The organism is Prauserella flavalba (assembly GCF_003202235.1).
In the GTDB taxonomy this organism is placed as follows: Bacteria; Actinomycetota; Actinomycetes; order Mycobacteriales; family Pseudonocardiaceae; genus Prauserella_A; species Prauserella_A flavalba.
This window is the reverse complement of record NZ_MASU01000012.1, coordinates 317961-339319: the sequence shown is the minus strand read 5'-3', so window position 1 is coordinate 339319 and position 21359 is coordinate 317961. Positions and strand designations below refer to the sequence as shown.

Genomic DNA, 21359 nt, shown 5'->3' with positions numbered 1-21359 from the left:
TCACTAGTGCACCCTCTTCCGTGCGGGCCCCTGGATGGGGCTTGTGGTAGGAACTAGGCGGAAGTCGGGGTGACGGCTTGGGCTGGTCGCCCTTTGTGGGCCTTCATGACACTGCCGCCCCCGGCTTCCCCGGAACCGTGAAGCGATGACAAAGGGACGCGCGATCGAGCGCCGGTTAGTGACCACTCTGCTGTCGGTTCCCTTGCCTCCGTCTGGCTCCTGCCCTGGACTACACGCAGGAAGGCGACCCGGTTGTCGCAGCAGGATGGGCCACTGTTCTTCGTGGGGATCGACTGGGCGGGGGCTGAGCATGCCGTGTGCGTGCTCGACCACACCGGCAAGAAGATCGCCGCGTTCACCATCGATCACACCGCCGCCGGTTTCGGCCGGCTGGCCGCCAGGCTGGGCAGCCTCGGCCCGGCCGAGCAGATCCCGGTGGCGATCGAGCGCCCGGACGGGCGCCTGGTGGACGCGCTGCTGGAGGCCGGTCACCCGGTGCTGCCGGTCAAACCGAACGCGATCAAGACCTGGCGCGAGGCCGAAGTCCTCTCCGGCGCCAAATCCGACCCCGGCGACGCACACGTGATCGCCGACTACCTGCGAGTGCGGATCCACCGGCTGCGCCCCGCCGCACCGTTGTCCAGTCACACCAAGGCACTGCGCACCGTTGTGCGTACCCGTAGTGATCTTGTCGAGGCCCGTATAGCGGCGACCAACCAGCTCGCCGCATTGCTGGACGCGCACTGGCCAGGCGCCAAGGCCATCTTCGCCAACATCGAGTCCGCGATCGCCCTGGCGTTCCTGACCCGCTATCCCACCGCCGTCTCGGCGGCCTCGTTGACCGAGAAGCAGCTGGCCGCGTTCTGCGCCAAACAAGGCTATTCGGGCAGGAAACCCGCCGCCGTCCTGCTGGCCCGGCTGCGCTCTGCCCCGGCCGGCACGCTCGATCCCGTGGTGTCCACAGGAGTCCAGGACGCCGTGCTCGCCCAGGTCGGCATGCTTACCGCGCTCAATACCGCGATCAAGGCCCTGGACCGCTCCATTGCCGAGAAGATGGACACCCACCCCGACGGCAAGGTCTTCCGATCCTTTCCCCGTGCGGGCACCATCAACGCCGCCCAGATCCTGGCCGAATGGGGCGATTCCCGCGCCGCGTTCGACCACCCCGACGCCATCGCCGCACTGGCCGGGATCACGCCCGTCACCAAAGTCTCCGGCAAACAACGCGGCGTGTCCTTCCGCTGGGCCTGCAACAAACGCCTGCGCCTGGCCATCACCACCTTCGCCGACAACAGCCGCCACTCCAGCCCCTGGGCCGCCGACATCTACAACCGAGCACGCGCCTCCGGCAAGGACCACCCCCACGCCACCCGCATCCTGGCCCGAGCCTGGATCCGTGTCCTCTGGCGCTGCTGGCAAAACCACACGCCCTACGACCCGGCCCTGCACGGCGGCGCCCAACACCGGATGAAACAGCCGACCGCAGCCTGACTTTGATCTTGAGGTTGACACAAGGGGTGTCATGACACCTCCTTCTGAGGGCGGCCTGGACGGAGGACCGTGCAACCGGCGAGTGGGTCCTGGCGGCTGGATCGCGCGCTCCCGGCGAGCGGCGAATTCATGGCCGGGTTGCTGTTTCTCGACGGCTGCGGAACCGCGCGAGCATGCGTCGGAACAGCTGGCGTTTCGGCCGTCGCCAGAGTCGAGCGTTTGGGTCGACGTACTCGTCGATGAGCCAGACGCCCAGTTCCCTGGCCTTGCGCAGACATGCCGCACGCTGGGCCGTGACGCTGTGGTCGGTCTCGGCCCGTCCGAGCGAGGCCACGCGCGTGTAGATCACCGCGCGGGTGGTGGGCGCAGGGGCATCCGACGGCTGGAGTTCGTTGTCCGAGTTGGCGTAGTCGGTGGTCATGACACCTCGTTACGAGTCGGTCTGGATGGGGATGTGCTGGTCGGCGCAGTGGGCCCCGGCGGGATTTGCAGTTACCCGGCGAGCGGTGACTCGTCGGCGGATTGCTGGTCGTGGCGACGACGGTCGCGACGATCTGCGAGTGCGCCGGTCTGCTCGATCTCCGCGACGGCACTCACCACGCGTACGAGGAAGAGGCCGTGCGCGGTCTCCGTGTCGAGGGCGGGATCAGCGGCCGAGACGACCCGCACGCCTCGGGACGTCAGCTCGTTGAGCACGAAGGCGAGGTGCTGCGTCTTGCGGGAAAGGCTGTACAGGTGGTTGACGACGAGCACGTCGATGACTCCGGATCGGGCTGCCGCCAATACCCGTTGCAGCCCAGGACGCTTCAGCGTGCCGCCTGATGCGTAGTCGCTGCTGCGGAGAGCGATGTGCCAACCGGGTTGGGCCGCGACGTAGGTCTGCAGGTGATCGCTTTCGCGGAGCGTGGGCCACCGCGGGTAGAGGCCGACGCGTACCAGCCGTCGAGTCCGTGGGTGTGCGGCCCGACGGCTGCGGGGATCGCAAGTGGCAGGCGGCATTGTGGTGAACCTTCCTTTCGAGTCATTGGCGAGTGGCTTCGATCCGCTGGGTTCGTTGCGCGAACGCGAACGCGCGACGTCATGCCGCGTCGCGGCGGTGATCGGGGTGGCTGGCGTCTGAGGTGCCTGGCTCGGCGGGCAGTGTTTGCTCGCTGGCTTCGGCCTGCGCCAGGTCTGCCGCGAGGCTGGCGACCACCCGCGCGAGCTTGCGCATGTCGGGGGGATCGCGGCGGACACCGCGCACCACCACGTTGCGCACAGCTCTGCTCGCGCCAACGCGCCGTCGGGGTTGCCTGCTCGGCGCGTTGACGGGGCTTCCCTGCTGCTCCTGGTCGGCCGGAGCAGGAACGTCGGCGCAGTTGTTGTCGGCCTGATCGGGGTTGCGAGGTTGAGCGCACATGAGCGCCCCCTTCGTGCCCGTGAAGCCCGCGGCTGGCGGAGGTTCACAGGGCTGCTGGTCGGCGACAGGAACCGTCGACACAGCGGGCACTCCCAGCTGCCGACACCTGCGGTCGCCGATCCGCGCGAAGCGGGTTTCGCGGCGATGCGGGCACGCACCATGACGTGCGTTGAATGAGCTGGGACCGCCAAAGCTGTCACGACCAACGGGCCTCTACTCCCCGCATGCGTCTGTGTGGGGCCGGCGCTCGTGGCCGTGTTGGACTCTTGCCGTTCGGTAGGACTGTGTGCCTTGCCGAACTGGTGCTGGGTCACCTCGTCAGCACGAGGTGGGCGGTCGACGCGAGTCCAGAAGATCGCTACCGGCGCTGACCGCGAACGGCGGCGCGTCGGCATGGCGATGAACGTGATGGGTGCCGAAGCACCTCCTCTCTGTTGAACCGGGGACAGGTGCGCCATTCAACTAAGGTAACACCTGAATAGATCTAGTGCAGCCTGTGTATCTCAAGTGTCATCTGTGCATGGGTGTGTGTCTGCTGAACACGCCGAACGTGCGGCGGCCGGCTTCGGTCGCCATCGGGGACACTGAGCGTCGGTTGGCGACGGCGCGAAGCGCCTCGGAGCGACGGGGACGGGACGGCAGCGGGTGCAGATCGAGTGGCGGCTGCGGAAAGTCATGGCCTCCCGCGACGTCTGGACGGCGACCCAGCTGCGCGAACTCCTCATCCAACGCGCCGGGTTCGAACTGTCCCTCCAGTCGGTTGACGTGCTGATCAAGAAGCAGCCGGTCCAGGTGAAAGTGGCGACCTTGCAGGCGCTGTGCACGACGCTGCGGTGCACGCCCAACGAGCTGTTCGGAATCGACACGCCACGCGATGTCTCGCTCGTCGAACCGGACACCACGGAGTCCCGCGGCGAGCAGTGAGCCCGCGGCGGCGAATGCGGCGACGGCCATCACGCGGCCCTCCCCAATACCTGCGGGGGACACGCTGTCCGCAAACAGTCCTGCCGAACCAACGTGGTTCGAATCAGCCGATACCAGCTGAGCGCGAAGCGCAGACAGTCCGCCGGGGACTCCGAAGATGAGGAAGTGGTGTGCGTGCGCGGCTGGCTGGATGCCAGCATGGTGGCCATGACGAAGCGTGCGATGTCCAAGGAGGGCGAGGAAGAAGCTCGACGGCTGGTGGAGTCGGTGCGCGGCGTGCCGGTAACCCCTTGGGACGAAGGTGGTGGTCGCGGCTCCAGGTACGACTTCAACATCGGCAAGGACGGCGCGCTGGAGGTAACCAGCCTGGCTGATGAAGGCGCGGAGGTCGTGTTGAGGCGTGCCAGCCGCGCAACGACATCGAGGCCCTCGTCTCGGTTGACCAGGACCTGGCTGGTGATGGTCGACATGCCGAACAACTTCGGACTGACGAGCGGAACACCGAGTTCCGCGGGCTGGCTGACCGGATCGAAGACCAACTCGTGGAGATGGAGCGCCGGGGCGAGTCGGAGATGAGTCGTTGGTCTTCTCGTGTCCAGGGCCTCTGTGATGATCCGTCGTGCCCGTTTCACGGCCTGGCGCGGTTGAGGGTGGTCTCGGCAACCGCGTTCGACGTGAAGGGCCTGCGTCCGCCGGAGATCTTCATGTCTCTGGCTCACGGGCAGGTGTGCCATGGCCCCAACGATCTGCCGGAAGCGATCGAGCAATGCCTGGCGGACAAGCCGGACAACTGGCGAAAGCTCCAAGTACCCGGCAAGGCTGATCGGCAGGTCTTCTTCTGGGCCCGGCAGAGTCGGTGGAGTGCGCTGCGCGCGTTGCGGATGGACGAGTTGCCCAGCCGTGCCCCGGACGTGGAGAAGTACGGGATCACCGGTGTGTGGGCGGGCATCCTCGGGCGGTGGGACAAGGCACTGTTTTGGTCGGTGACCACCGACTGGGTTCGCGTGCAGATAGATGAGAACGCTGAGTCGGCGTAAGGCGACGGCGAGGGTCCACCGACGGGAGGTCATGCCGCGCTCGGCGGGGAGTCGGCCGAGTCCGCCGCGCCGGACGGACCTTCAGCAGCGCCGGGCTGGGCGCGGTGGAAGGTGCGCTCGTCGACGAGTGGCTCGTGCACCTTCGGCGCCGAGGTGACCCATTGCTCGATGGGCGCCGGGCGGCCGGCGACGGTGCGAGCCCAGACCTGGCGCCCGGTGTACTTGACGTTGGTGACAACCCGCCGGACCCCCTTGGCGGTCCAGCGCCCGTTGGGCACAGGGGCGGGGTACTGGTGGGGGTCGCTGTTGAGTCGTGCGGCGATGACGGCGAACGTCATGCCGTGGTCGGCGCGCCAGGTGAAGATCTGTTTGACGACGGCGGCGGTCTGCCAGTCCGGGACGAGGACCGCGCGTAGTTTGCTGTGTCCGCTGGGGTCGGTGACCCGGATGCGCAGGGCTCGGTAGCCGTAGGGCGGCGGCCCGATTTGGTAGCCGGCGCGGACGAGTTCGACCATCGCCTGACGGGCGCGGCGGGTGGTCTCGGCGTGGTGCGCGGCGAGTGGGGCCCACTGGATTCGGTTGCCGCGGGCATCGACCAATACGTCGTCATCGGACTGGTCATCCGCTCGTGCTTCGGGGTCGACGGCGGTTGCACCCGACTGACTTGTCCACAGGTTTGTCCACAGGTGGGCCCACCATGGTGGACGGGTCTCGGCCACCGGTGTGCCGGTGCAATGGTGGTATGCGGCGGCGCGAAGCGCGGTGCGCTTGCGGCGGAACTCGGGGTGCCAGCCGCACTCGCGGCAGTACAGGCGGGTGGTCATGCCGCTCGCCTCCAGCCGGGGTACTCGGCGCCGTTGACGGCGGGCCGGATGACCTCGTCCTCGGTCGGCCACGGGGTGCCGGCTGCCGCGGCGGCGGCGAGTTCGGCGTCGTGGGCGAGTTGGAAGACGAGCACCTCGTGGTGCGCGGTGAGCGCGGCCAGCGTACCGGCGGCGCGGGTTCGGGCGGCGGCGCGGCGCTCGGCCAGTGAGGCGCGGGTGACCAGTCGGTTGCCGCGCAGTCCGGCGGTTAGTGCGATGCACCGCTCGACCGGGGACAGCCCGGCCGAGGTCGCGGCGGCGATGAGCGGGGTGGTCAGGTCGACCAGCGCGCCGTCCGGGTTCCGCAGGGGTCGCGTCACGATGGCGACGTGTCCGCCGGAGCGCAGCAGCGGCTCGCAGTAGAGCAGTGTCGTGGCGAGGTCGGCGAGGGCGGACTCGACCGGGTCGCGGTCCGGACCGTTCGCGCGGTCCGGCGCGGTGCGCAGGGTGGTCAGGACGAGTCCGACTCGCCCGATCAACCCGGCGGCCCGGACGGTCGCGAGCACCTTCGGTCGGGCGTCGAGGACCGAGCCGTCGCGCCACGCGCCCGCGGTCTTAGCGGCGGTGACGTTGGCGCGAGCGAGCGTCCACCACCGGGTGCGGGAGGTGAGTCCGAGCGCGTGACGGCCGGCGCGCAGTGCCTCAACGAGGACGGTGCCGGCGCCGCAGTCCGGGTCGAGAACGAGGTCGCCGGGACGGGTGTAGGTGGCGATCGCGTGGGCGGCGACGGCGGGCGGAATCCGGTCGATGTCGGTCTCGGTGCCGGACACACAGCCGGCGTCGCGCAGCTGCGCGAGCGGGTCGCGCTGGCCGGTGGGCCAGACCGACAGCGGCGGCATCGGCGGCTCCTCCCCCGGCGGCAGGGGGAGCGGCCAAGGCGACGTGGGGCGGTCAGTCATCGGAGGTCTCCTCCCCGTCGGCGGCGTCGGTCAGGGCCGGCTGGCGGGTGAACACCAAGAGGTCGTCATGCACCTGGGTGTGCCGAGCGGGCGTCGCGAGCGGGCGCGCTGGCCCCTGCGGTCGGGGGTGCGGGGCCGGGGTCGCGACCGCGAGGGCGCCGTCGCGGACGGGGACGCGCAGCAGGGCGATGCGATCGAGGTAGTGCAGTCCGGCGTGCTGCGCGGCGCGCACCAACGAGCCGGCGGGGTCGGTGAGCCGATCACGGGACCGGTCACTGTGAGTGATGACGGCGAGGGTGCCGGTCGGGGTGAGCAGACCGGCCCAGTCGGCCGGACGGAACCAGTCGAGGGTGCGCGGGTCGGCCGCGGTGATGACGAGGTCGTAGCGGTCCGGACCCGCGCCGGTCGCGGTCGAGTCCGGTCCGGGACGGCGGTGTGTCGACGGCCCGGCGGGCTGGTCGGTGGTCGGACTGTCGGTGCGCGGTCGGGGTCCGGACTCGGACTCGACCGACGCGTCAGCGGAGTGTTCGTCTACCGGGTCGGGGTGCGCGACTGCGGTCTGGGTTTGGACGCCGCGGCCGAGTCGGACCACCGTCCAGCCCGCTTCGTGTAGTCCGGCGTACGGGCCGGGCCGGGACTGGTTGCGGCCCCCGGTTGGCGACCACGACGAGGGTGGGGCGAGGTAGGGCGCGGGGTCGAGCAGGAGCACCCGCTGGCCGGGCTGGGTGTAGGTGGTGACGAGCTTGATGACCGCGGTCAGCAGCCAGTTGGCGAGCAGTCCGGTGCCCTCGCGGAGGTCGTCTTGCGCGCACGGCCAGACGGTGCTCGGCCGAGCGGGACGCCGGTGGCGCAGGTTGAGGCGCAGGGTGCGCAGGCGCGGTGTTCGCCGCCTGTGCGGTAGCGGGATCGGGACGGTCGGGGGGTCGGTCGGGCTGTGCTCCTGGGAGCCGTCTCCCGGTGAGTCGTGGCCGTGTGTCGGGGTCATCGCGGGTCTCCTCCGACGGATGGGTGCCGTGCGTTCTGACGCCCCTTAACTCCGTATTTCGACCCCGTTTTGGACACGTCCCGCCAAATTTCTTTGCACCGCCCACTCGGGCTAAGCGCGACTCGACGCGATTCGGACAGTTCTGCCAAAGCCGTGACTGAGGAACCGCTTGTCCGGTCATCCCGCGCCGCCGCGAACCGCTTCCTGGACCAGTCGCGGCCAGATTTTTCAAGATCTTTCCGGCGGTGCGATGTGGATCTCGCCGCTGGTCCGCATCGGAGCCCTTCGTGACTACTAGCGCCGTACTAGCGAGCGACTATAACCCCAGCTCAACGGCTACTAGAGTTGATCAACGATCGTAGTTGACCAAGCCCATTTTTGATCTTGGATCGACGCGTTCGCGAGGCGAAATAGTAGTTCGCTAGTAGCCCCGGAACGGTTTGCTAGTTGGCGCCTAGTAATGGCGTGGTATTTCCGTGGTATCGGTCGTGGCTTCCTGACGGCGTTGTTGTTCGCATCGACGCCGTGGGAGTCACGACATGGCAGCACAATCCGTTTTTCGTCGCCGTGGCGACGAGGCTGTCCCGAACTCGTTGGATATCGCGCGGGACACGTTTACCTGGCTGGTGACCGGGCCGCACCCGGTGTCGCTGAACGGCCGGCTCTTCCCCGGCCTGCCCGACCGGCACATCCCGCTGGACGAGGTCCGCGACCGGCTGCTGGCGCGCCGGTGCCCGCAGGCGACGCGGGACGCGGTGTGGGCGCATCTGGTGCTGCGCTCCCGTACTGAAGGAGCGACCTGGACGGTCGCCGCGGTCGGGGTCGCACTGCCCGCGCTGACCTCGGTCGCGGCCACCCTGTCCGATCGGTTCGCCGGCGATCCGGCCGATGTTCACGCCGAGGTGTTGCGCGGCTTCCTGACCGCGTTGTCGACCATCGATCTGCGTCCGCCGCGGATCATGCTGCGACTGCGGTGGGCCGCCTACCGGTCCGGCTACGACGCGCTCGCCGAGGCGCTGGCGGGTCCGACTCCAGTCGCGCCGGGCTTCCGATCCACCCCGCCACACACGCCGTGGGGACACCCGGATCTAGTCCTCGCTCGCGCGGTCGCGGACGGAGTCCTGACCCAGACCGAGGCCGCACTCATCGGGGCGACCCGGTTGGAAGAGGTGTCCGTCGCGGACTGGGCTGCGGCGCACCAGACCGGCGAGTGGGCGGTCTACAAGACGCGCAAACGCGCCGAGCTCCGGCTCGCCGCGTACCTGCGCGACGGTGCCGCCGAGACCGATCCGACCGACCCGCTGACCGACCAGGTAGCCACCGCGTTGGCCCTCGCGCGCCCGGTCTCGCCGGTCCGCGACTTGCCGCTGTCGTCACTGTCCGTGTCCGTCGCTGACGCGGAATCGGGGCAGAAAGTTCAGGGTCGCGTGTCCAAAACGGACGCGAAATCCGGAGTTCAGGGCTGCGGGACACACCCGCGCTCAGCCCGACCTTCGGAGGTGCCCCAATGCGCCTGATCGATCGATTCTTCCCCGCCGCGAGCGGACCGCGCAGCGCCCGCCTCGACGGCAATCCGCAGCCGCCAGCCGAGGCCCCAGCGTCGAGCACGCCGGACCATGTCACCGGCAGCGAGTCGACCAGTGCTCCGATCATTACGCCGGAGGACTGGACCCCGGTCCGCCCCCGCCGCTGGTCGCACGTGGTGCTGATCGTCGAGCTGGCGATCCTCGCGCTGTTGGCGTCGGCGTCGGCGGCGCACGCCGACACGATGGTCGTCGCCCTCGCGGACTCGGTGACCACGGTCCTGAACAACGTCCGCAACTGGATCATGGGCATCTTGGCCGGTCTGGCCACGGTGTTCCTGTCCATCGGCGGCGTCCGCTACGTGATGGGCGGCGGCGACCCCGGCGAGGTCGAGAAGGCCAAGACCGCGTTCAAGTCCGCCGGGTGGGGCTACGGCCTTGCGGCGCTCGCGCCGCTGGTCGTGGAGATCCTCAAAGGGATCGTGGGGGCCTGACCGATGGCCGTCAGCACCCCGCCCACGGTTCGCCCGTACCGCCGGTCCGGCGGCCCGGTCGCGACCGCTGCCGCCGGACGAATCGACGGGGACCGAGCGATGCTCTCCCCGGTCTCCGACGCCAGCGCCGACCGGCCGCCGGCTGGTCGGCCGCGGCGCTGGCGCGCGGGCTGGATGCTGGCGCTGAGCATCGTCGTGCTCCTGGTCGGCGTCCTCGCGGTCAGCGCGTGGGCCTCGCCCACTGCGCCGCAGCAGCCCCCGCCGCAACCACCGTTGCCGATCCCGACGGTGGATCCGTGCACGCCGGGTTCGCCGCTGCCGGTCTGCCAACTGCCCGCGCCGACCACTACCAAGCCGCTGCCCACCGCGCCGCTGCCACTCCCGACCGGGGTGCCCGCGCCGACGACATGCAGCTTCCCCGGCCAGGTCGGCTGCACCTCGTCCACGCCGACCACGACGCCGAGCCAGCCGTGCACGGGTGAGGACTGCATCCCGCAGCCGACCACGCCACCACCGAGCACTGGTCCGCAGCAGCCGGGCACGGGCAGCGGCGAGGGCGACTCGGACTGTGGGATCACGGACATCGGGGCCTGCATCACCGAGGCCATCAACGGCGCGTTCCGCAGCATCGTCGACGCCGCGCTCTCGCCGATCCTGGAGCTGATCGGGCACACCGCGCTGTCCACGCCGACGATCAGCGACCTGCCCGGCATCGGCGAGTTGTGGAACAACTCCTGGGAGCTCGTGGTCGCCGCCTACGGCCTGCTCATCCTCCTCGGCGGCATCCTCGTGATGGGCCACGAGAGCGTCCAGGCGCGCTACTCGATCAAGGAGATCGGGCCGAGGATCCCGATCGCGTTCATCGCCTCGGCGCTGTCGCTGTTCTTCACCGACAAGCTCATCCGACTGGCCAACGGCCTGACCCTGGGCATCCTCGGCGACGGAGTCAACGCGCCCTCACTGGGCAACACCCTCAAGGACGCCGTCGCCGGCATCCAGACCGGCGGACTGTTCATCATCCTGGTCGGCCTGGTGCTCGTCGTGGTCGGCCTGGGCCTGCTGGTCGTCTACGTGGTCCGGATCGTCATCACCCTCGTCTTGATCATCTCTGGCCCCCTGTTCCTGATGTTCCACGCGCTGCCACACACCGACCCGCTGGCTCGCTGGTGGTGGAAGGCGATCACCGCGACGCTGGCGATCCAGGTCGCTCAGGCCCTGGTGCTGATCACCGCGGTACGTACGTTCCTGTCCGGCGGCGTGAATCTGTTCGGCTCGACGCTGTCCGCGCTCGGCACGCTGGTCGCCGCGATCGCCCTGTTCTTCATCCTGTTCAAGATCCCGTTCTGGCTGTTGAAGGCGGTCAAGGTCAGCAACGGCCGCTCGTTCCTCGGCGGTCTGGCCCGCGCCTACATCGCGGCGAAGACCTTCGGCATGGTCGCCGGGAAGACCGGCGCGCTCGGCAAGGTCGGCGGCGCCGTCGGTGCGAAGAGCGGCGGGGGCGGTGGCGGCGGTGGGGGCCGCGGTGGCGGTGGGTCGGCGGACCCGCCGTGGCCCGCGCAGCCACGCCTCGCGCCCACCCCGGAGATGGTCAACAAGCGGCTCAAGGCGGCCCATGACGCCGAGCGCGCCCGCGCGGCCCGCCGGTCGCGGCTGCCGTCGCAGGCGCCGCAGTTCCTGCAGCCCTCACCTCAAGACACCACTCACGACCCCGCCGTCACCCCGGCGAACCAGGGACCAGCCATGCCTCCTGAGTTCAGTTCCGCACCCACGCCCGCCACGCCGATCTCACCGCCGCGGCGGGGACCTCGGCCCGGATCGGCGCCGCAGTTCCAAGCCGCTGGAGGGCCACGTCGACGCGGCGCCACCCCACCGCCGGCCCGCCCGATCCGCACCGCGTCGGTGCCCCCGCAGTTGCAGTTCCGGCCCGCCACGCCACCCGCGCCGGAGCCGTCGTCGCCACCCAGGTCGGCGTCCGCTCCTGCCGCGCCGGTGTTCCGGCAAGCCCAGCCCAAGCCGCGCATCGGGGACGCCTACCGGCGTACCCAATCGGTTCCGCCGCCGGTGTTCCGCGCACCGAAACCCGCCCCAGGAGGTGAAGGGAAATGAGTCAGCCGGTAAGGATTCCCGCCGACGTCGATCGCGAGGACCGCGTCATCGGTCCGCTGACCGCGCGGCAGCTGCTCATCCTCGCCGTCACCGGGATCGTGCTGTACGGGGCGTACACGCTCACCCGCGAGTTCGTGCCGCTGGTGGCGTTCCTCATCGTCGCCATCCCGATCGGGGTGACCGCCGCGTTCCTCGCGCTCGGGCAGCGCGACGGCATTCCCCTCGACCGGTTGGTGCTGGCCGCGCTGCGGCAGCGGTTGAGCCCGCAGCACCGGGTGGCCGCGCCGGAAGGCATCCGGCCCGTCCCCGAGTGGCTGGGCAGCCAGGTCGCGAACACCAGCAGCACGGGCCGCGCCAAGCGGAAGGACAGCGCGGGCGGCGCGGATGCCGCGGCATCGACGGTCTCGCCGGCCGCGCTGCGGCTACCCGCCGAAGCGGTCACCGACACCGGTGTCATCGACCTCGGCAAGGACGGCGTCGCCGTGGTCGCGGTCTGCTCCACGATCAACTTCGGGCTGCGCACTCCGGCCGAGCAGGAGTCCCTCGTCGCCTCCTTCGGGCGCTACCTGCACAGCTTGACGGCACCGGTGCAGGTGCTGGTGCGGGCGGAACGGCTGGACCTATCCGGGCAGATCGCCGAGCTCCGCGACCAGGCCGGCGGTCTGCCGCACCCGGCGCTGGAACGGGCGGCGCGCGAGCACGCCGAGTACCTCGACCAGCTCGGCCGCGCCACCGATCTGTTGCGCCGTCAGGTGCTGCTGATCCTGCGTGAGCCGCTGCTGACCACGGGGCCAGCCGACGGGCTCGGCGGCGCCTCACCGCTGGCCGCGTTGACGGCGAAACGCCGGGCCGCCAAGCAGGCCGCCTTGGTCGACGACGCCACCCGGCGCGCGGCCGAAGCCCGGCTGGTCCGCCGGCTCGGCGAGGCGGTCGAGCTGCTCTCCCCGTCGGGGATCGTGGTCACCCCGCTGGACGCCGGACAGGCCACCGCGGTGCTCGCCGCAGCCTGCAACCCCGACAGCGTGATCCCGCCGAACTCCGGTCTCGCCGGCTCGGACGAAGTCATCACCACCGCCCCAGACGAGGGCTGGGACGCAGGTGCGTTCGGCCGCGCAGCGTTCCCTGCCGACGGCGAGTTCGGCGAGGCCGAGGACGCCTGGGACGACGGCCCTGACGACGGCTTCGACGACACCGCCGAGGACCCCGACGACTACGCCAACTCCGCGGGGAGGTACCGCCGATGAAGACCACAGCCAAGCGCCACGGCCGGAAGGCCCAGGCCATGCAGCCGCCGCTCGGGCGGGCCAGCGCGTTCACCCCGGACGCCATCTCCGTGCGCCCCCGCGCGCTGGAAGTCGGCGGCGAATGGGTCGCCAGCTTCGCCGTCGTCGGCTACCCGCGCGAGGTCCACCCCGGTTGGTTGCAGCCGCTGCTGACCTACCCCGGACGGGTCGACGTCTCGCTGCACATCGAGCCGATCGACCCGGTCACCGCCGCGAACAGGCTCAAGAAGCAGCTGTCGAAACTGGAGTCCGGCAGGCGGCACACGAGCGAGAAAGGACGGTTGATCGACCCGCACGTCGAAGCCGCCACCGAGGACGCCTACGACCTGTCCGCCCGAGTCGCTCGCGGCGAAGGCAAGCTCTACCGGCTCGGGCTGTACCTGACCGTGCACGCCCCCACCGAGGAAGCCCTCGGCGATGAGGTCGCGGCGATCCGGTCGCTGGCGGCGTCGCTGCTGCTGGACTGCAAACCGACCACGTACCGCAGCCTGCAGGGCTGGATCACCAGCCTGCCCATGGGCCTCGATCTGGTCGGCATGCGCAGGACGTTCGACACCAGTGCGCTGTCCGCGGCGTTCCCGTTCACCTCGCCCGACCTGCCGCCTCCGGACCCGACCTCGGTCGGTGCACCCAGCGGTGTGCTCTACGGCTTCAACGTCGGCAGCCAGGGCCTCGTGCATCACGACCGGTTCGCTCTGGACAACCACAACAGCGTGATCCTCGGCCGCTCCGGCGCGGGCAAGAGCTACCTGGTGAAGCTGGAGTTGCTGCGGTCGCTGTACCGCGGGATCGAGATCCACGTCATCGACCCCGAGGACGAATACGCCCGGCTGGCCGCCGCGGTCGGCGGGACGTACGTGCACCTCGGCGCCGAGCAGGTCCGGCTCAACCCGATGGACCTGCCGATCCACACCCGCCCGGACGGCCGGCGCACCGCGCCGCGCGACGCGCTCATCCGACGCAGTCTGTTCCTGCACACCGTGATCGCGGTACTGCTCGGCGCTGAGCTCGAAGCGACCGAACGGGCGGCGCTGGACCGGGCGATCACCGCGACCTATCAGCGCGCCGGGATCACCTCGGATCCGCGGACCTGGACCCGCCCGGCTCCGCTGCTGGCCGACCTCGCCGAGGTCCTTGCCGACGCCGGAGATCCCGCCGGGGTGGAGCTCGCGGCGCGGCTGCACCCGTACGTCACCGGCGCGTTCTCCGGCCTGTTCTCCGGCCCGACCTCGACACGCCCCGAAGGGCACCTGGTGGTGTTCTCGCTCCGCGATCTCGCCGACGAACTCAAGCCCATCGGCACGCTGCTCACCCTGGATGCGGTGTGGCGGCAGGTCTCCAACCCGGCCATCCGCAAGCCCAGGCTGGTCGTGGTCGATGAGGCGTGGTTGCTGATGAAGGAGCCCGCCGGTGCCGAGTTCTTGTTCCGGATGGCCAAGGCGAGCCGCAAGCAGTGGGCCGGCCTCACGGTCGCCACCCAGGACACCGCGGACGTGCTGGGTTCGGACCTCGGCAAAGCCGTCGTCGCGAACGCAGCCACGCAGATCCTGCTGCGGCAAGCCTCCCAGGCGATCGACGAGATCACCCGCACCTTCGACCTCTCGCTCGGCGAGCGCCAGTTCCTGCTCTCCGCCGACCGCGGCCAAGGTCTGCTCAGCACCGGGACGCAGCGGGTGGCGTTCCAGTCCATCGCCTCGCCGGTCGAGCACGAGTTGGTCACGTCCAACCCCGCGGAAATCGCCGGGTATTCCGACGCCTCGTCGGGAATCGAGAACTCCTTCGTCGAACTCGGCGCGGACGATACCGCAGGAATTGCGGACTCGTTCGACGACGGCGACGCGTCGCAGATCGAACTCGACGCCGCCTGACCGCCTCGCTCGCAAGCGCTAATCCGTTCACATCGAATCGCACCTAGGGGATACCCATGTCTACGTCATTGCCCATTTCCGCCACTGTTCGCCGGCCCGCTCGGCTGCTGACGCAAAACAGCGAGATGCGTCAGATCGGCGTGTGGAACTGGTCGCTGCCGGCCTGGGCCGGGCGACTGCCCGATGGTCGTACCTATAACACCTGTCTCAGCGCTGGAATCTGCGCTCAGGCGTGCTACGCGCGGCACGGCACCTACACCTGGCCGGTCGTCCGCGCCAAGCACCAGGCGAACCTGATGTACGTCCTCGACGATCTGGCCGGCTGGCAGGCCGCGATGGTCGCCGAACTCGGCGCGGCCAAGTTCTGCGGCGCGTGGATCAGAATTCACGACAGCGGTGATTTCTTTTCCGACTCCTATCTTCAGGCATGGCTGGATATTTGCCGGGTTCGACCTGACACGAATTTCTACGCCTACACCAAAGAGGTGTCCCGGTTCCGGACGCTGGTCGAGCCTGACCCGCCGCCGAATTTCCTGTGGGTCTACTCGTATGGCGGGACACAGGATGTCGCGCTGAATCCTGCCGTCGATCGGGTCGCGGATGTGTTTCCCGACGAGTCCGCGATCGCCGAGGCGGGCTGGGCCTCGCAGGAAGCCAGCGACCTGCTCGCGGTCCTGGGCCCGCGGCTGGTCGGTGTGCCGGCCAACCGCATTCCCACCTATCTCAAGCGGCTGGCCGGGCGCCGGTTCTCCGAGTGGCAAGCCGAGGTCGACGCCGACCGCGCCGCCCGCCGAGGCCGCCGGCACCTGCGGCTCGTCGTCGACAACACCCGTCCCGACCAGAGCCAGCAGCCCACGGCCGAGGCCAGCACGACGCAGGCCGACCAGCCACGCGCTGCGTGACCGCAGCTCGCGCCCGTCCCGTCGACCGCTTTGCGTGGGGAGGTTCCCGATGTCCTGGCCAACCACTGCCACACCCCTGTCCGCCCTCGTCCCTCCGCGGGTCGAGCAGGCCGCGGACGGGCTCGCGTCACCGGTCGGCGACTACCTGCGTGACCCGCTCGGCGCCTTCGAGAACGTGCTGGCGCACCTGCGCGACCTTGCCCTCACGTGGGGCCCGATCGTCGGGCCGGTGCTCGCGGTCGTCGTCACCGCCGCGGTCGTCGCGCGGCGCCGGTGGCGCCGCCGCTACCACCAGCGCCTGGCCACCGATGCCCGCCTGGTCACCGTGCTCGCGCCACCGACGGTCGACCCCACGGGCGCGATCACCGTGTGGTCCAACCTCGTCGGCTTGCTGCGTCCCGGTTGGCTGCGCCGCTTCGGCGGGCAGCCGCACCTGGCCTTCGAGCTGACGTTCACCGACGACGGTGTGCAGATCCGCCTGTGGGTGCCCGGCCTGGTGCCGCCCGGCATGGTCGAGCGCGCGATCGAGGCCGCCTGGCCCGGCGCGCACACCCGCACCACCCTCGCCAAGCCGCCGATCCCGACCACGGCGGCAGCGGGCCGGCGCGTCGAAGCGGCCGGCGGTGAACTGCGGTTGGCCCGCTCGGAGGCGCTGCCGATCCGCACCGAGCACCCGGCCGACCCGATCCGGGCGATGCTCGGCGCGCCGGTCGGGCTCGGCCCGCACGAGCGGGCTTGCGTGCAGATCCTCGCCCGCCCCGTCGCCGGCCACCGGGTGACCAAAGCCCGGCGCGCGGCGCGGCGGGTGCACGCGGGCGGGTCGGTCCACCTGGTCGGCCGGCTGCTCGACGCCATCACGCCGGGCAAGACCCCGAAGCGGTCGACCAGCACGCGGACACCGGGCCTGGATCGGCAGACCAGCCTGGAGTACGCCGCCCAGGACCGCGCGGTCGTGGAGAAGCTGCGGGCGAACCAGTTCGAGACCCGCATCCGCTACGCCGTGGCCACCACCGTGCCCGAGGACGTCACCTCGGGCGAGGTCCAGGCGGTGCGGGAGGTGCTGCGGGGCCGCGGGCACGCGATCGCCTCGGCGTTCGCCGCCTACTCCGAGCACAACTACTACCGCCGGGTTCGGATCCGCCGCGACCCGGTTGCCGTGTTGGCCGAACGCCGCCTGGGCAAGGGCGACCTGCTGTCGATCCCGGAGCTGGCCGCGATCGCGCACCTGCCGATCGACGAGTCCACACCCGGCCTGCAGCGGGCCGGCGCGAAAGCTGTGCCGCCCCCGCCGGGCATCGCCACGATCGGCGAGCAGATCAAGCCCCTGGGGCTGTCGGACTCCGGGCACTCTCGCCCGGTCGGCCTGCACGTCGCCGACGCCCGCCACCACCTGCACATCCTCGGCGCCACCGGCTCAGGCAAGTCCGAGCTGATGGCCCGGATGATCCTGGCCGACGCCGAGGCCGGCCGCGGTGTCGTCGTGGTCGACCCGAAGGGCGACCTGGTCAGCGACATCCTCATGCGCCTGCCCGAGGAACTGGGCGAGAAAGTCGTGCTGTTCGACGCCGACTCCCGAGCCCGCCCGCCGGTGCTCAACCCGTTGGAGGGAGCTGACAAGGCCCGCGCGGTCGACAACCTCGTCAGCATCTTCTCCCGGATCTACGCCTCCTCGTGGGGGCCGCGCACTGACGACATCCTCCGCGCCGGGCTGCTCACGCTGACCGCGATGCCCGGCACGCCGACCCTGGTCGACCTGCCCAAGCTGCTCACCGTGCCGGCGTTCCGGCAACGAGCCTGCGACCAGATCGACGACGAGGTCCTCAAGGGCTTCTGGTCCTGGTACGACGACCTGTCCGAAGCCAGCCGCGCACAAGTGATCGCGCCGCTGATGAACAAAATCCGCGGCTTCCTGCTGCGCCCGTTCGTCCGCGCCGCCATCGCCGGTGGAACGTCCACTATGGACATGGACGAGGTGCTCAACACCGGCGGGATCTGCCTGGTGCGCATCGCTCGCGACGCGCTGGGGATGGAAACCGCGCGATTGGTCGGCTCCATCGTCGTGGCCCGCACTTGGCAAGCGGCCACCCGCCGGGCCCGCGTCCCGCAGCGTCAACGCCGCGACTGTGGGCTGTACGTGGACGAGTGCCACAACTTCTTGAACTTGGCCTATCCGTTGGAGGACATGCTCGCCGAAGCCCGTGGTTACCGGCTCTCCATGGCGTTGGCGCACCAGTACCTCGGGCAGCTACCGAAGGAGCTCGAAGAGGGCATCAGCACCAACGCCCGCAGCAAGATCTTCTTCAACGCCAGCCCCGAGGACGCGAAACGACTCTCGCGGCACACCATGCCGCGGCTTTCTGATCACGACCTGTCCAACCTCGGCGTTTACCACGTCGCCGCCCGGCTCGTCCTGGGTGGCGAGGAAGCACCGCCGTTCACCGCGGTGACCGAGAAGCTTCCGCCCGCGATTCCCGGACGCGCCAAGGCGATCCGCAAAGCTGCCAGGGTCAACACGCGCCCGCCCGTCACCGACGCCGACGCCGCAACGCGCCACGCGGATCAGCCCACTGTGGACCCGCGCCGCGCGGCCTGACTCGCCGAATCCCGTTTTCCCGCAACGCATGCGGGCTCACTGACTGCGCACGTCCGCTCCGGTGATGCCCGCATGCGTTGCCCTTCGCCTTCCCCATTCCGGCCAACGCCTGGGAGGTGCCTACCCATGATCTCGAATCCCACGCCTCAGAGGGCATTGCGCGGGCACATGCCCCAGCGCCCCACACCACGGGCGGCCACCACCGGGGAGCACCATGCCCAGCTCGCCGGGCGGCTCACCCTCCGGGACCGGTGGCTGGCCCGGATGCTGAACGAACACAAGGTCTTCACCACCCAGCAGATCGTCGAGCTCTGCTACCCGACCATGCGCGCGGCCAACCACCGCCTGCTCGACCTGTTCAAGTGGCGCGTCGTCGACCGCTTCCAGCCGTTCGTCAGCTCCGGCACCGCCCCGATGCACTACGTGCTCGACATCGCCGGCTCCGTGGCGCTCGCCTACGAGGACGGTCTCGACCCCAAACAACTCGGCTATCGCCACGAAGACGCCATCGGCATCGCCCACTCCCTGCGACTCGCGCACACCGTGGGCGTCAACGGCTTCTTCACGAGCCTCGTCGCACTGAGCCGGGAGCCCGGTGCCCGCGGACGCCTGACCGCGTGGTGGTCCGAACTGCGCTGCGGCCGGCTCTTCGGCGACATGGTCCGCCCCGACGCCTACGGCCGCTGGCGCGAAGACGGCCACCAAATCGAGTTCTTCCTCGAATTCGACTTCGGCACCGAGGACCTCGGCAAGCTCGGCCGCAAGCTGCACGGCTACGAAAAGCTCGCCACCGCAACAGGAATCACCACACCCGTCCTGGTGTGGCTGCCCACCAACCGCCGCGAAACCACCGCGCGCAGGGCGCTCGCCGACGCACTGTCCCAGTTGGACCGGCCCGCGCTCGTGCCTGTAGCCACCAGCGCTGCAGATGTCGCGGGTGTGGCCAGCGAGAACGACCCCGCCGTCGCCCGGTGGCTGCCGATTACCGGCCCGGCGTCACGACGGCCGGGCCGGCTGCGGCTCGCCGAACTCGCCCAGCTCTGGCCCCACACAGACCCGCCCACCACGGCGCCGTCCTCGACCGCGGCCAAGGCCCAGCAGGCGTCCACGGAACTGGCCGCACCGGACCCACTTCCACCACCGCTCCCCACCAGCCGCTTCCGGAGGTGACCCATGAAGATCGCCGTTGCCGCTGTCGCGGCCATCATCGCCATCCCCATCCTCATCGGAGGTGTCGGCAAAGCCATCGTCAGTGCCCTGTTCGGCACCGGTGGCACCGAGCCGAGCCAGGCCGCGATCGCCGAGATCCCCAACGACTACCTGTCGCTCTACCGAGCCGCAGCCACCGTGTGCCCAGGGCTGGACTGGACAATCCTCGCCGCCATCGGCGACGCCGAATCCAAACACGGCCGCGGCTCCGGCGACGGCATCAAGGAAGGCGAGAACCACATGGGAGCCGGCGGCCCCATGCAGTTCCTGAAACCGACCTTCGACGGCGTCATCACACGCCACACGATCCCGCCCGGAGGCGCCAACCCACCGTCACGCTACAACCCACACGACGCCATCTACGCCGCCGCGTTCTACCTGTGCGATTCCGGAGCACAGAAAGACATCCGCAAGGCACTGTTCGCCTACAACCACTCCGAGGAGTACGTCAACGGCGTTCTGGCACAAGCAAAACGCTACGGCACCGCCACCGTCGGAACCGGCGACTGCAACAAGATCCAGGCACCCAACCCGGCCGCGATCATGGCGATCAACTTCGCCTGCGGCCAACTCGGCCTGCCCTACGTCTGGGGTGGCAACGGACCAGCCGGCGGACACGCCGGCTTCGACTGCTCCGGCCTCACCAAAGCCGCCTACAACGCCGCCGGCATCAACCTGCCCCGCACCGCGCAAACCCAGTACAACGCCGGTCCACTGGTGCCCGCCGGCCAACCGCTGCTCCCCGGCGACCTGGTCTTCTACGGAACACCCGGCAACGTCCACCACGTCGGCTTGTACATCGGCGCCGACAAGATGGTGCACGCCCCGACCTTCGGCCAGCCGGTCCAGGTCAGCAACTACCGCTGGAACGGGGACGACTATCTCGCGGCGAGCCGTCCTGCGGTCGATCCTTGGCTCTAGTGCGCCGGTACGGTGAGTTCGAGCGGAGCCGAGGGAGCCATGGAGCAGGAAACCGACCTGTCGTCAGAGGAGCTGGAAGCGCTAGGCGACTGGCGCGCCTTGCTGGAAGAAGTGGTCCGGCTTGACCACGAGTACCACCTCAGCGCAAACCTTCACCCAGACGACACACGGTCAGAGCGGGAAGCAGCACTGTTGGAACTGCTGCAGGCTCGTTTTCGTGGCTACCCGATCATCCAGCGCGCAACCGTCCAGAACTTGGATGGTACGTCGCACAAACAGCACGACATTGTGTTCGCAGATTCATAGGTGCCGCCGCATCGCGTCCTGCGAAACGGCAGAGCACTGATCGTCCCACGCAGCGTGCACGCAGCCATCGAGGTCAAGAGCACCTTGGATTCGAAGAGCCTGGTTGCCTCCCTGGATCACCTCGCCCAGCTCAAACGCGCTGCGCGGTGTGATGTCGAAGGCACGTTCCAGGTGATCATCGGGGATCGTGAGTTTCCGTATGTGCCGATCAGTGGTGGCGTTTTCGCCTACCACAGTGATCTGCGCTTGAGTCTCATTGCTGAGCGGATTCGTGACTGGGCCGGGCGAAACCCTCACGAACTGTGGCCCAACTTCGTCACGATCTTGAACCGAGGTCACCTTGGGTGGGTAGACCCTTCGAGTGGTGAGGTCCGCACAACGCCGCACCGGGACGACGTGCCGATGTGGTACGAGCCGACTGATCCCTGCGGTCCGCTCGTCGGACTCGTGTACACACTTGAAGGACTCAGCCGTTGGTGGCGCGCACCCGGTACGCCGTGGCTGCCTCTTCCAAGGCCGATCCCACGACGCACTGTGGGAATGAAGATTGGCCGCC

The 21359-nt window shown here is 69.6% G+C and carries 21 protein-coding genes; 14 read left to right on the top strand and 7 right to left on the bottom strand.

Annotation, left to right across the window (positions count from 1 at the left end; translation table 11 throughout):
• Positions 1–252 precede the first annotated feature (252 nt).
• The gene (locus BA062_RS27275; protein WP_110341530.1) at positions 253–1491 is read left to right on the top strand and encodes an IS110 family RNA-guided transposase; all 1239 of its coding nucleotides are present in this window, start codon (positions 253–255) and stop codon (positions 1489–1491) included.
• A gap of 127 nt (positions 1492–1618) precedes the next feature.
• Here BA062_RS27275 and BA062_RS27270 read toward each other — a convergent pair whose 3' ends face one another.
• The 3 genes from BA062_RS27270 to BA062_RS27260 form a co-directional block, all read right to left on the bottom strand.
• Positions 1619–1912: a recombinase family protein gene (locus BA062_RS27270; RefSeq protein ID WP_110341528.1), complete on the bottom strand. Its 294-nt coding sequence runs from the start codon at positions 1910–1912 to the stop codon at positions 1619–1621.
• 71 nt (positions 1913–1983) lie between these two features.
• Positions 1984–2490, bottom strand: coding sequence for a recombinase family protein (locus tag BA062_RS27265; RefSeq protein ID WP_110341526.1), 507 nt, complete (start codon positions 2488–2490; stop codon positions 1984–1986).
• A gap of 79 nt (positions 2491–2569) precedes the next feature.
• On the bottom strand, positions 2570–2749 hold the full coding sequence (locus tag BA062_RS27260; RefSeq protein ID WP_110341524.1) for a hypothetical protein: 180 nt from the start codon (positions 2747–2749) through the stop codon (positions 2570–2572).
• Between the two features lie 786 nt (positions 2750–3535).
• Between BA062_RS27260 and BA062_RS27255 the strand changes: the two genes are divergently transcribed.
• The 3 genes from BA062_RS27255 to BA062_RS27245 all read left to right on the top strand — a co-directional run bounded on the left by BA062_RS27255 (position 3536) and on the right by BA062_RS27245 (position 4851).
• A complete protein-coding gene (locus tag BA062_RS27255) occupies positions 3536–3814 on the top strand; it encodes a helix-turn-helix domain-containing protein (protein ID WP_110341522.1) in 279 nt (92 codons plus the stop codon).
• Between the two features lie 174 nt (positions 3815–3988).
• Entirely contained in the window at positions 3989–4390 is a 402-nt protein-coding gene (locus BA062_RS27250) for a hypothetical protein (RefSeq protein ID WP_146240091.1), read from the top strand.
• A complete protein-coding gene (locus tag BA062_RS27245; protein ID WP_110341518.1) occupies positions 4357–4851 on the top strand; it encodes a hypothetical protein in 495 nt (164 codons plus the stop codon). Before BA062_RS27250 ends, BA062_RS27245 begins: the two co-directional genes overlap by 34 nt.
• A 29-nt stretch (positions 4852–4880) precedes the next feature.
• On the opposite strand, the gene BA062_RS27240 is transcribed toward BA062_RS27245, so the two are convergent.
• From BA062_RS27240 to BA062_RS27230, 3 genes are read right to left on the bottom strand one after another with little or no spacing between them, the layout of a single operon-like run.
• A complete protein-coding gene (locus BA062_RS27240; RefSeq protein ID WP_110341516.1) occupies positions 4881–5675 on the bottom strand; it encodes a recombinase family protein in 795 nt (264 codons plus the stop codon).
• Positions 5672–6613, bottom strand: coding sequence for a DNA methyltransferase (locus BA062_RS41070; RefSeq protein WP_110341514.1), 942 nt, complete (start codon positions 6611–6613; stop codon positions 5672–5674). Before BA062_RS41070 ends, BA062_RS27240 begins: the two co-directional genes overlap by 4 nt.
• Entirely contained in the window at positions 6606–7598 is a 993-nt protein-coding gene (locus BA062_RS27230; RefSeq protein WP_110341512.1) for a hypothetical protein, read from the bottom strand. The genes BA062_RS41070 and BA062_RS27230 overlap by 8 nt, the downstream gene beginning before the upstream one ends.
• Before the next feature lie 539 nt (positions 7599–8137).
• Between BA062_RS27230 and BA062_RS27225 the strand changes: the two genes are divergently transcribed.
• The 10 genes from BA062_RS27225 to BA062_RS27180 all read left to right on the top strand — a co-directional run bounded on the left by BA062_RS27225 (position 8138) and on the right by BA062_RS27180 (position 20803).
• A complete protein-coding gene (locus BA062_RS27225) occupies positions 8138–9115 on the top strand; it encodes a hypothetical protein (protein WP_110341510.1) in 978 nt (325 codons plus the stop codon).
• Positions 9116–9297: 182 nt separating this feature from the next.
• Positions 9298–9615, top strand: coding sequence for a pilin (locus BA062_RS27220; protein WP_110341604.1), 318 nt, complete (start codon positions 9298–9300; stop codon positions 9613–9615).
• A 99-nt stretch (positions 9616–9714) separates the two neighbouring features.
• Positions 9715–11721, top strand: coding sequence for a TrbL/VirB6 family protein (locus BA062_RS27215; protein WP_236808377.1), 2007 nt, complete (start codon positions 9715–9717; stop codon positions 11719–11721).
• Positions 11718–12965: a PrgI family protein gene (locus tag BA062_RS27210; protein WP_110341506.1), complete on the top strand. Its 1248-nt coding sequence runs from the start codon at positions 11718–11720 to the stop codon at positions 12963–12965. The genes BA062_RS27215 and BA062_RS27210 overlap by 4 nt, the downstream gene beginning before the upstream one ends.
• Positions 12962–14872, top strand: coding sequence for a VirB4 family type IV secretion system protein (locus BA062_RS27205; RefSeq protein ID WP_110341504.1), 1911 nt, complete (start codon positions 12962–12964; stop codon positions 14870–14872). Before BA062_RS27210 ends, BA062_RS27205 begins: the two co-directional genes overlap by 4 nt.
• Before the next feature lie 56 nt (positions 14873–14928).
• Positions 14929–15774: a GP88 family protein gene (locus BA062_RS27200; protein ID WP_110341502.1), complete on the top strand. Its 846-nt coding sequence runs from the start codon at positions 14929–14931 to the stop codon at positions 15772–15774.
• A 49-nt stretch (positions 15775–15823) separates the two neighbouring features.
• Positions 15824–18367, top strand: a complete 2544-nt coding sequence (locus tag BA062_RS27195) for a DUF8128 domain-containing protein (RefSeq protein WP_110341500.1) — start codon at positions 15824–15826, stop codon at positions 18365–18367.
• Positions 18368–18493: 126 nt separating this feature from the next.
• Positions 18494–19537, top strand: coding sequence for a replication-relaxation family protein (locus BA062_RS27190; RefSeq protein WP_110341498.1), 1044 nt, complete (start codon positions 18494–18496; stop codon positions 19535–19537).
• Between the two features lie 3 nt (positions 19538–19540).
• Positions 19541–20497 carry a C40 family peptidase gene (locus BA062_RS27185; protein WP_110341496.1) on the top strand — a complete coding sequence of 319 codons (957 nt, stop codon included), beginning with the start codon at positions 19541–19543 and terminating at the stop codon, positions 20495–20497.
• Between the two features lie 39 nt (positions 20498–20536).
• The gene (locus BA062_RS27180; protein ID WP_110341494.1) at positions 20537–20803 is read left to right on the top strand and encodes a hypothetical protein; all 267 of its coding nucleotides are present in this window, start codon (positions 20537–20539) and stop codon (positions 20801–20803) included.
• Here the strand turns inward: BA062_RS27180 and BA062_RS39595 are convergent.
• Positions 20798–21142, bottom strand: a complete 345-nt coding sequence (locus BA062_RS39595) for a hypothetical protein (protein ID WP_146240090.1) — start codon at positions 21140–21142, stop codon at positions 20798–20800. The two genes, BA062_RS27180 and BA062_RS39595, sit on opposite strands and share 6 nt — an antisense overlap.
• Positions 21143–21359 lie beyond the last annotated feature (217 nt).

Bases quoted from the DNA above. Each gene is read 5' to 3' on its own strand.
- BA062_RS27270 (WP_110341528.1), bottom strand. From the start codon at position 1,912: ATGACCACCGACTACGCCAACTCGGACAACGAACTCCAGCCGTCGGAT.
- BA062_RS27190 (WP_110341498.1), top strand. From the start codon at position 18,494: ATGATCTCGAATCCCACGCCTCAGAGGGCATTGCGCGGGCACATGCCC.
- BA062_RS27185 (WP_110341496.1), top strand. From the start codon at position 19,541: ATGAAGATCGCCGTTGCCGCTGTCGCGGCCATCATCGCCATCCCCATC.
- BA062_RS27180 (WP_110341494.1), top strand. From the start codon at position 20,537: ATGGAGCAGGAAACCGACCTGTCGTCAGAGGAGCTGGAAGCGCTAGGC.
- BA062_RS27195 (WP_110341500.1), top strand. From the start codon at position 15,824: ATGTCCTGGCCAACCACTGCCACACCCCTGTCCGCCCTCGTCCCTCCG.
- BA062_RS27210 (WP_110341506.1), top strand. From the start codon at position 11,718: ATGAGTCAGCCGGTAAGGATTCCCGCCGACGTCGATCGCGAGGACCGC.
- BA062_RS27205 (WP_110341504.1), top strand. From the start codon at position 12,962: ATGAAGACCACAGCCAAGCGCCACGGCCGGAAGGCCCAGGCCATGCAG.
- BA062_RS27240 (WP_110341516.1), bottom strand. From the start codon at position 5,675: ATGACCACCCGCCTGTACTGCCGCGAGTGCGGCTGGCACCCCGAGTTC.
- BA062_RS27225 (WP_110341510.1), top strand. From the start codon at position 8,138: ATGGCAGCACAATCCGTTTTTCGTCGCCGTGGCGACGAGGCTGTCCCG.
- BA062_RS27200 (WP_110341502.1), top strand. From the start codon at position 14,929: ATGTCTACGTCATTGCCCATTTCCGCCACTGTTCGCCGGCCCGCTCGG.
- BA062_RS27230 (WP_110341512.1), bottom strand. From the start codon at position 7,598: ATGACCCCGACACACGGCCACGACTCACCGGGAGACGGCTCCCAGGAG.
- BA062_RS27265 (WP_110341526.1), bottom strand. From the start codon at position 2,490: ATGCCGCCTGCCACTTGCGATCCCCGCAGCCGTCGGGCCGCACACCCA.
- BA062_RS41070 (WP_110341514.1), bottom strand. From the start codon at position 6,613: ATGACTGACCGCCCCACGTCGCCTTGGCCGCTCCCCCTGCCGCCGGGG.
- BA062_RS27215 (WP_236808377.1), top strand. From the start codon at position 9,715: ATGCTCTCCCCGGTCTCCGACGCCAGCGCCGACCGGCCGCCGGCTGGT.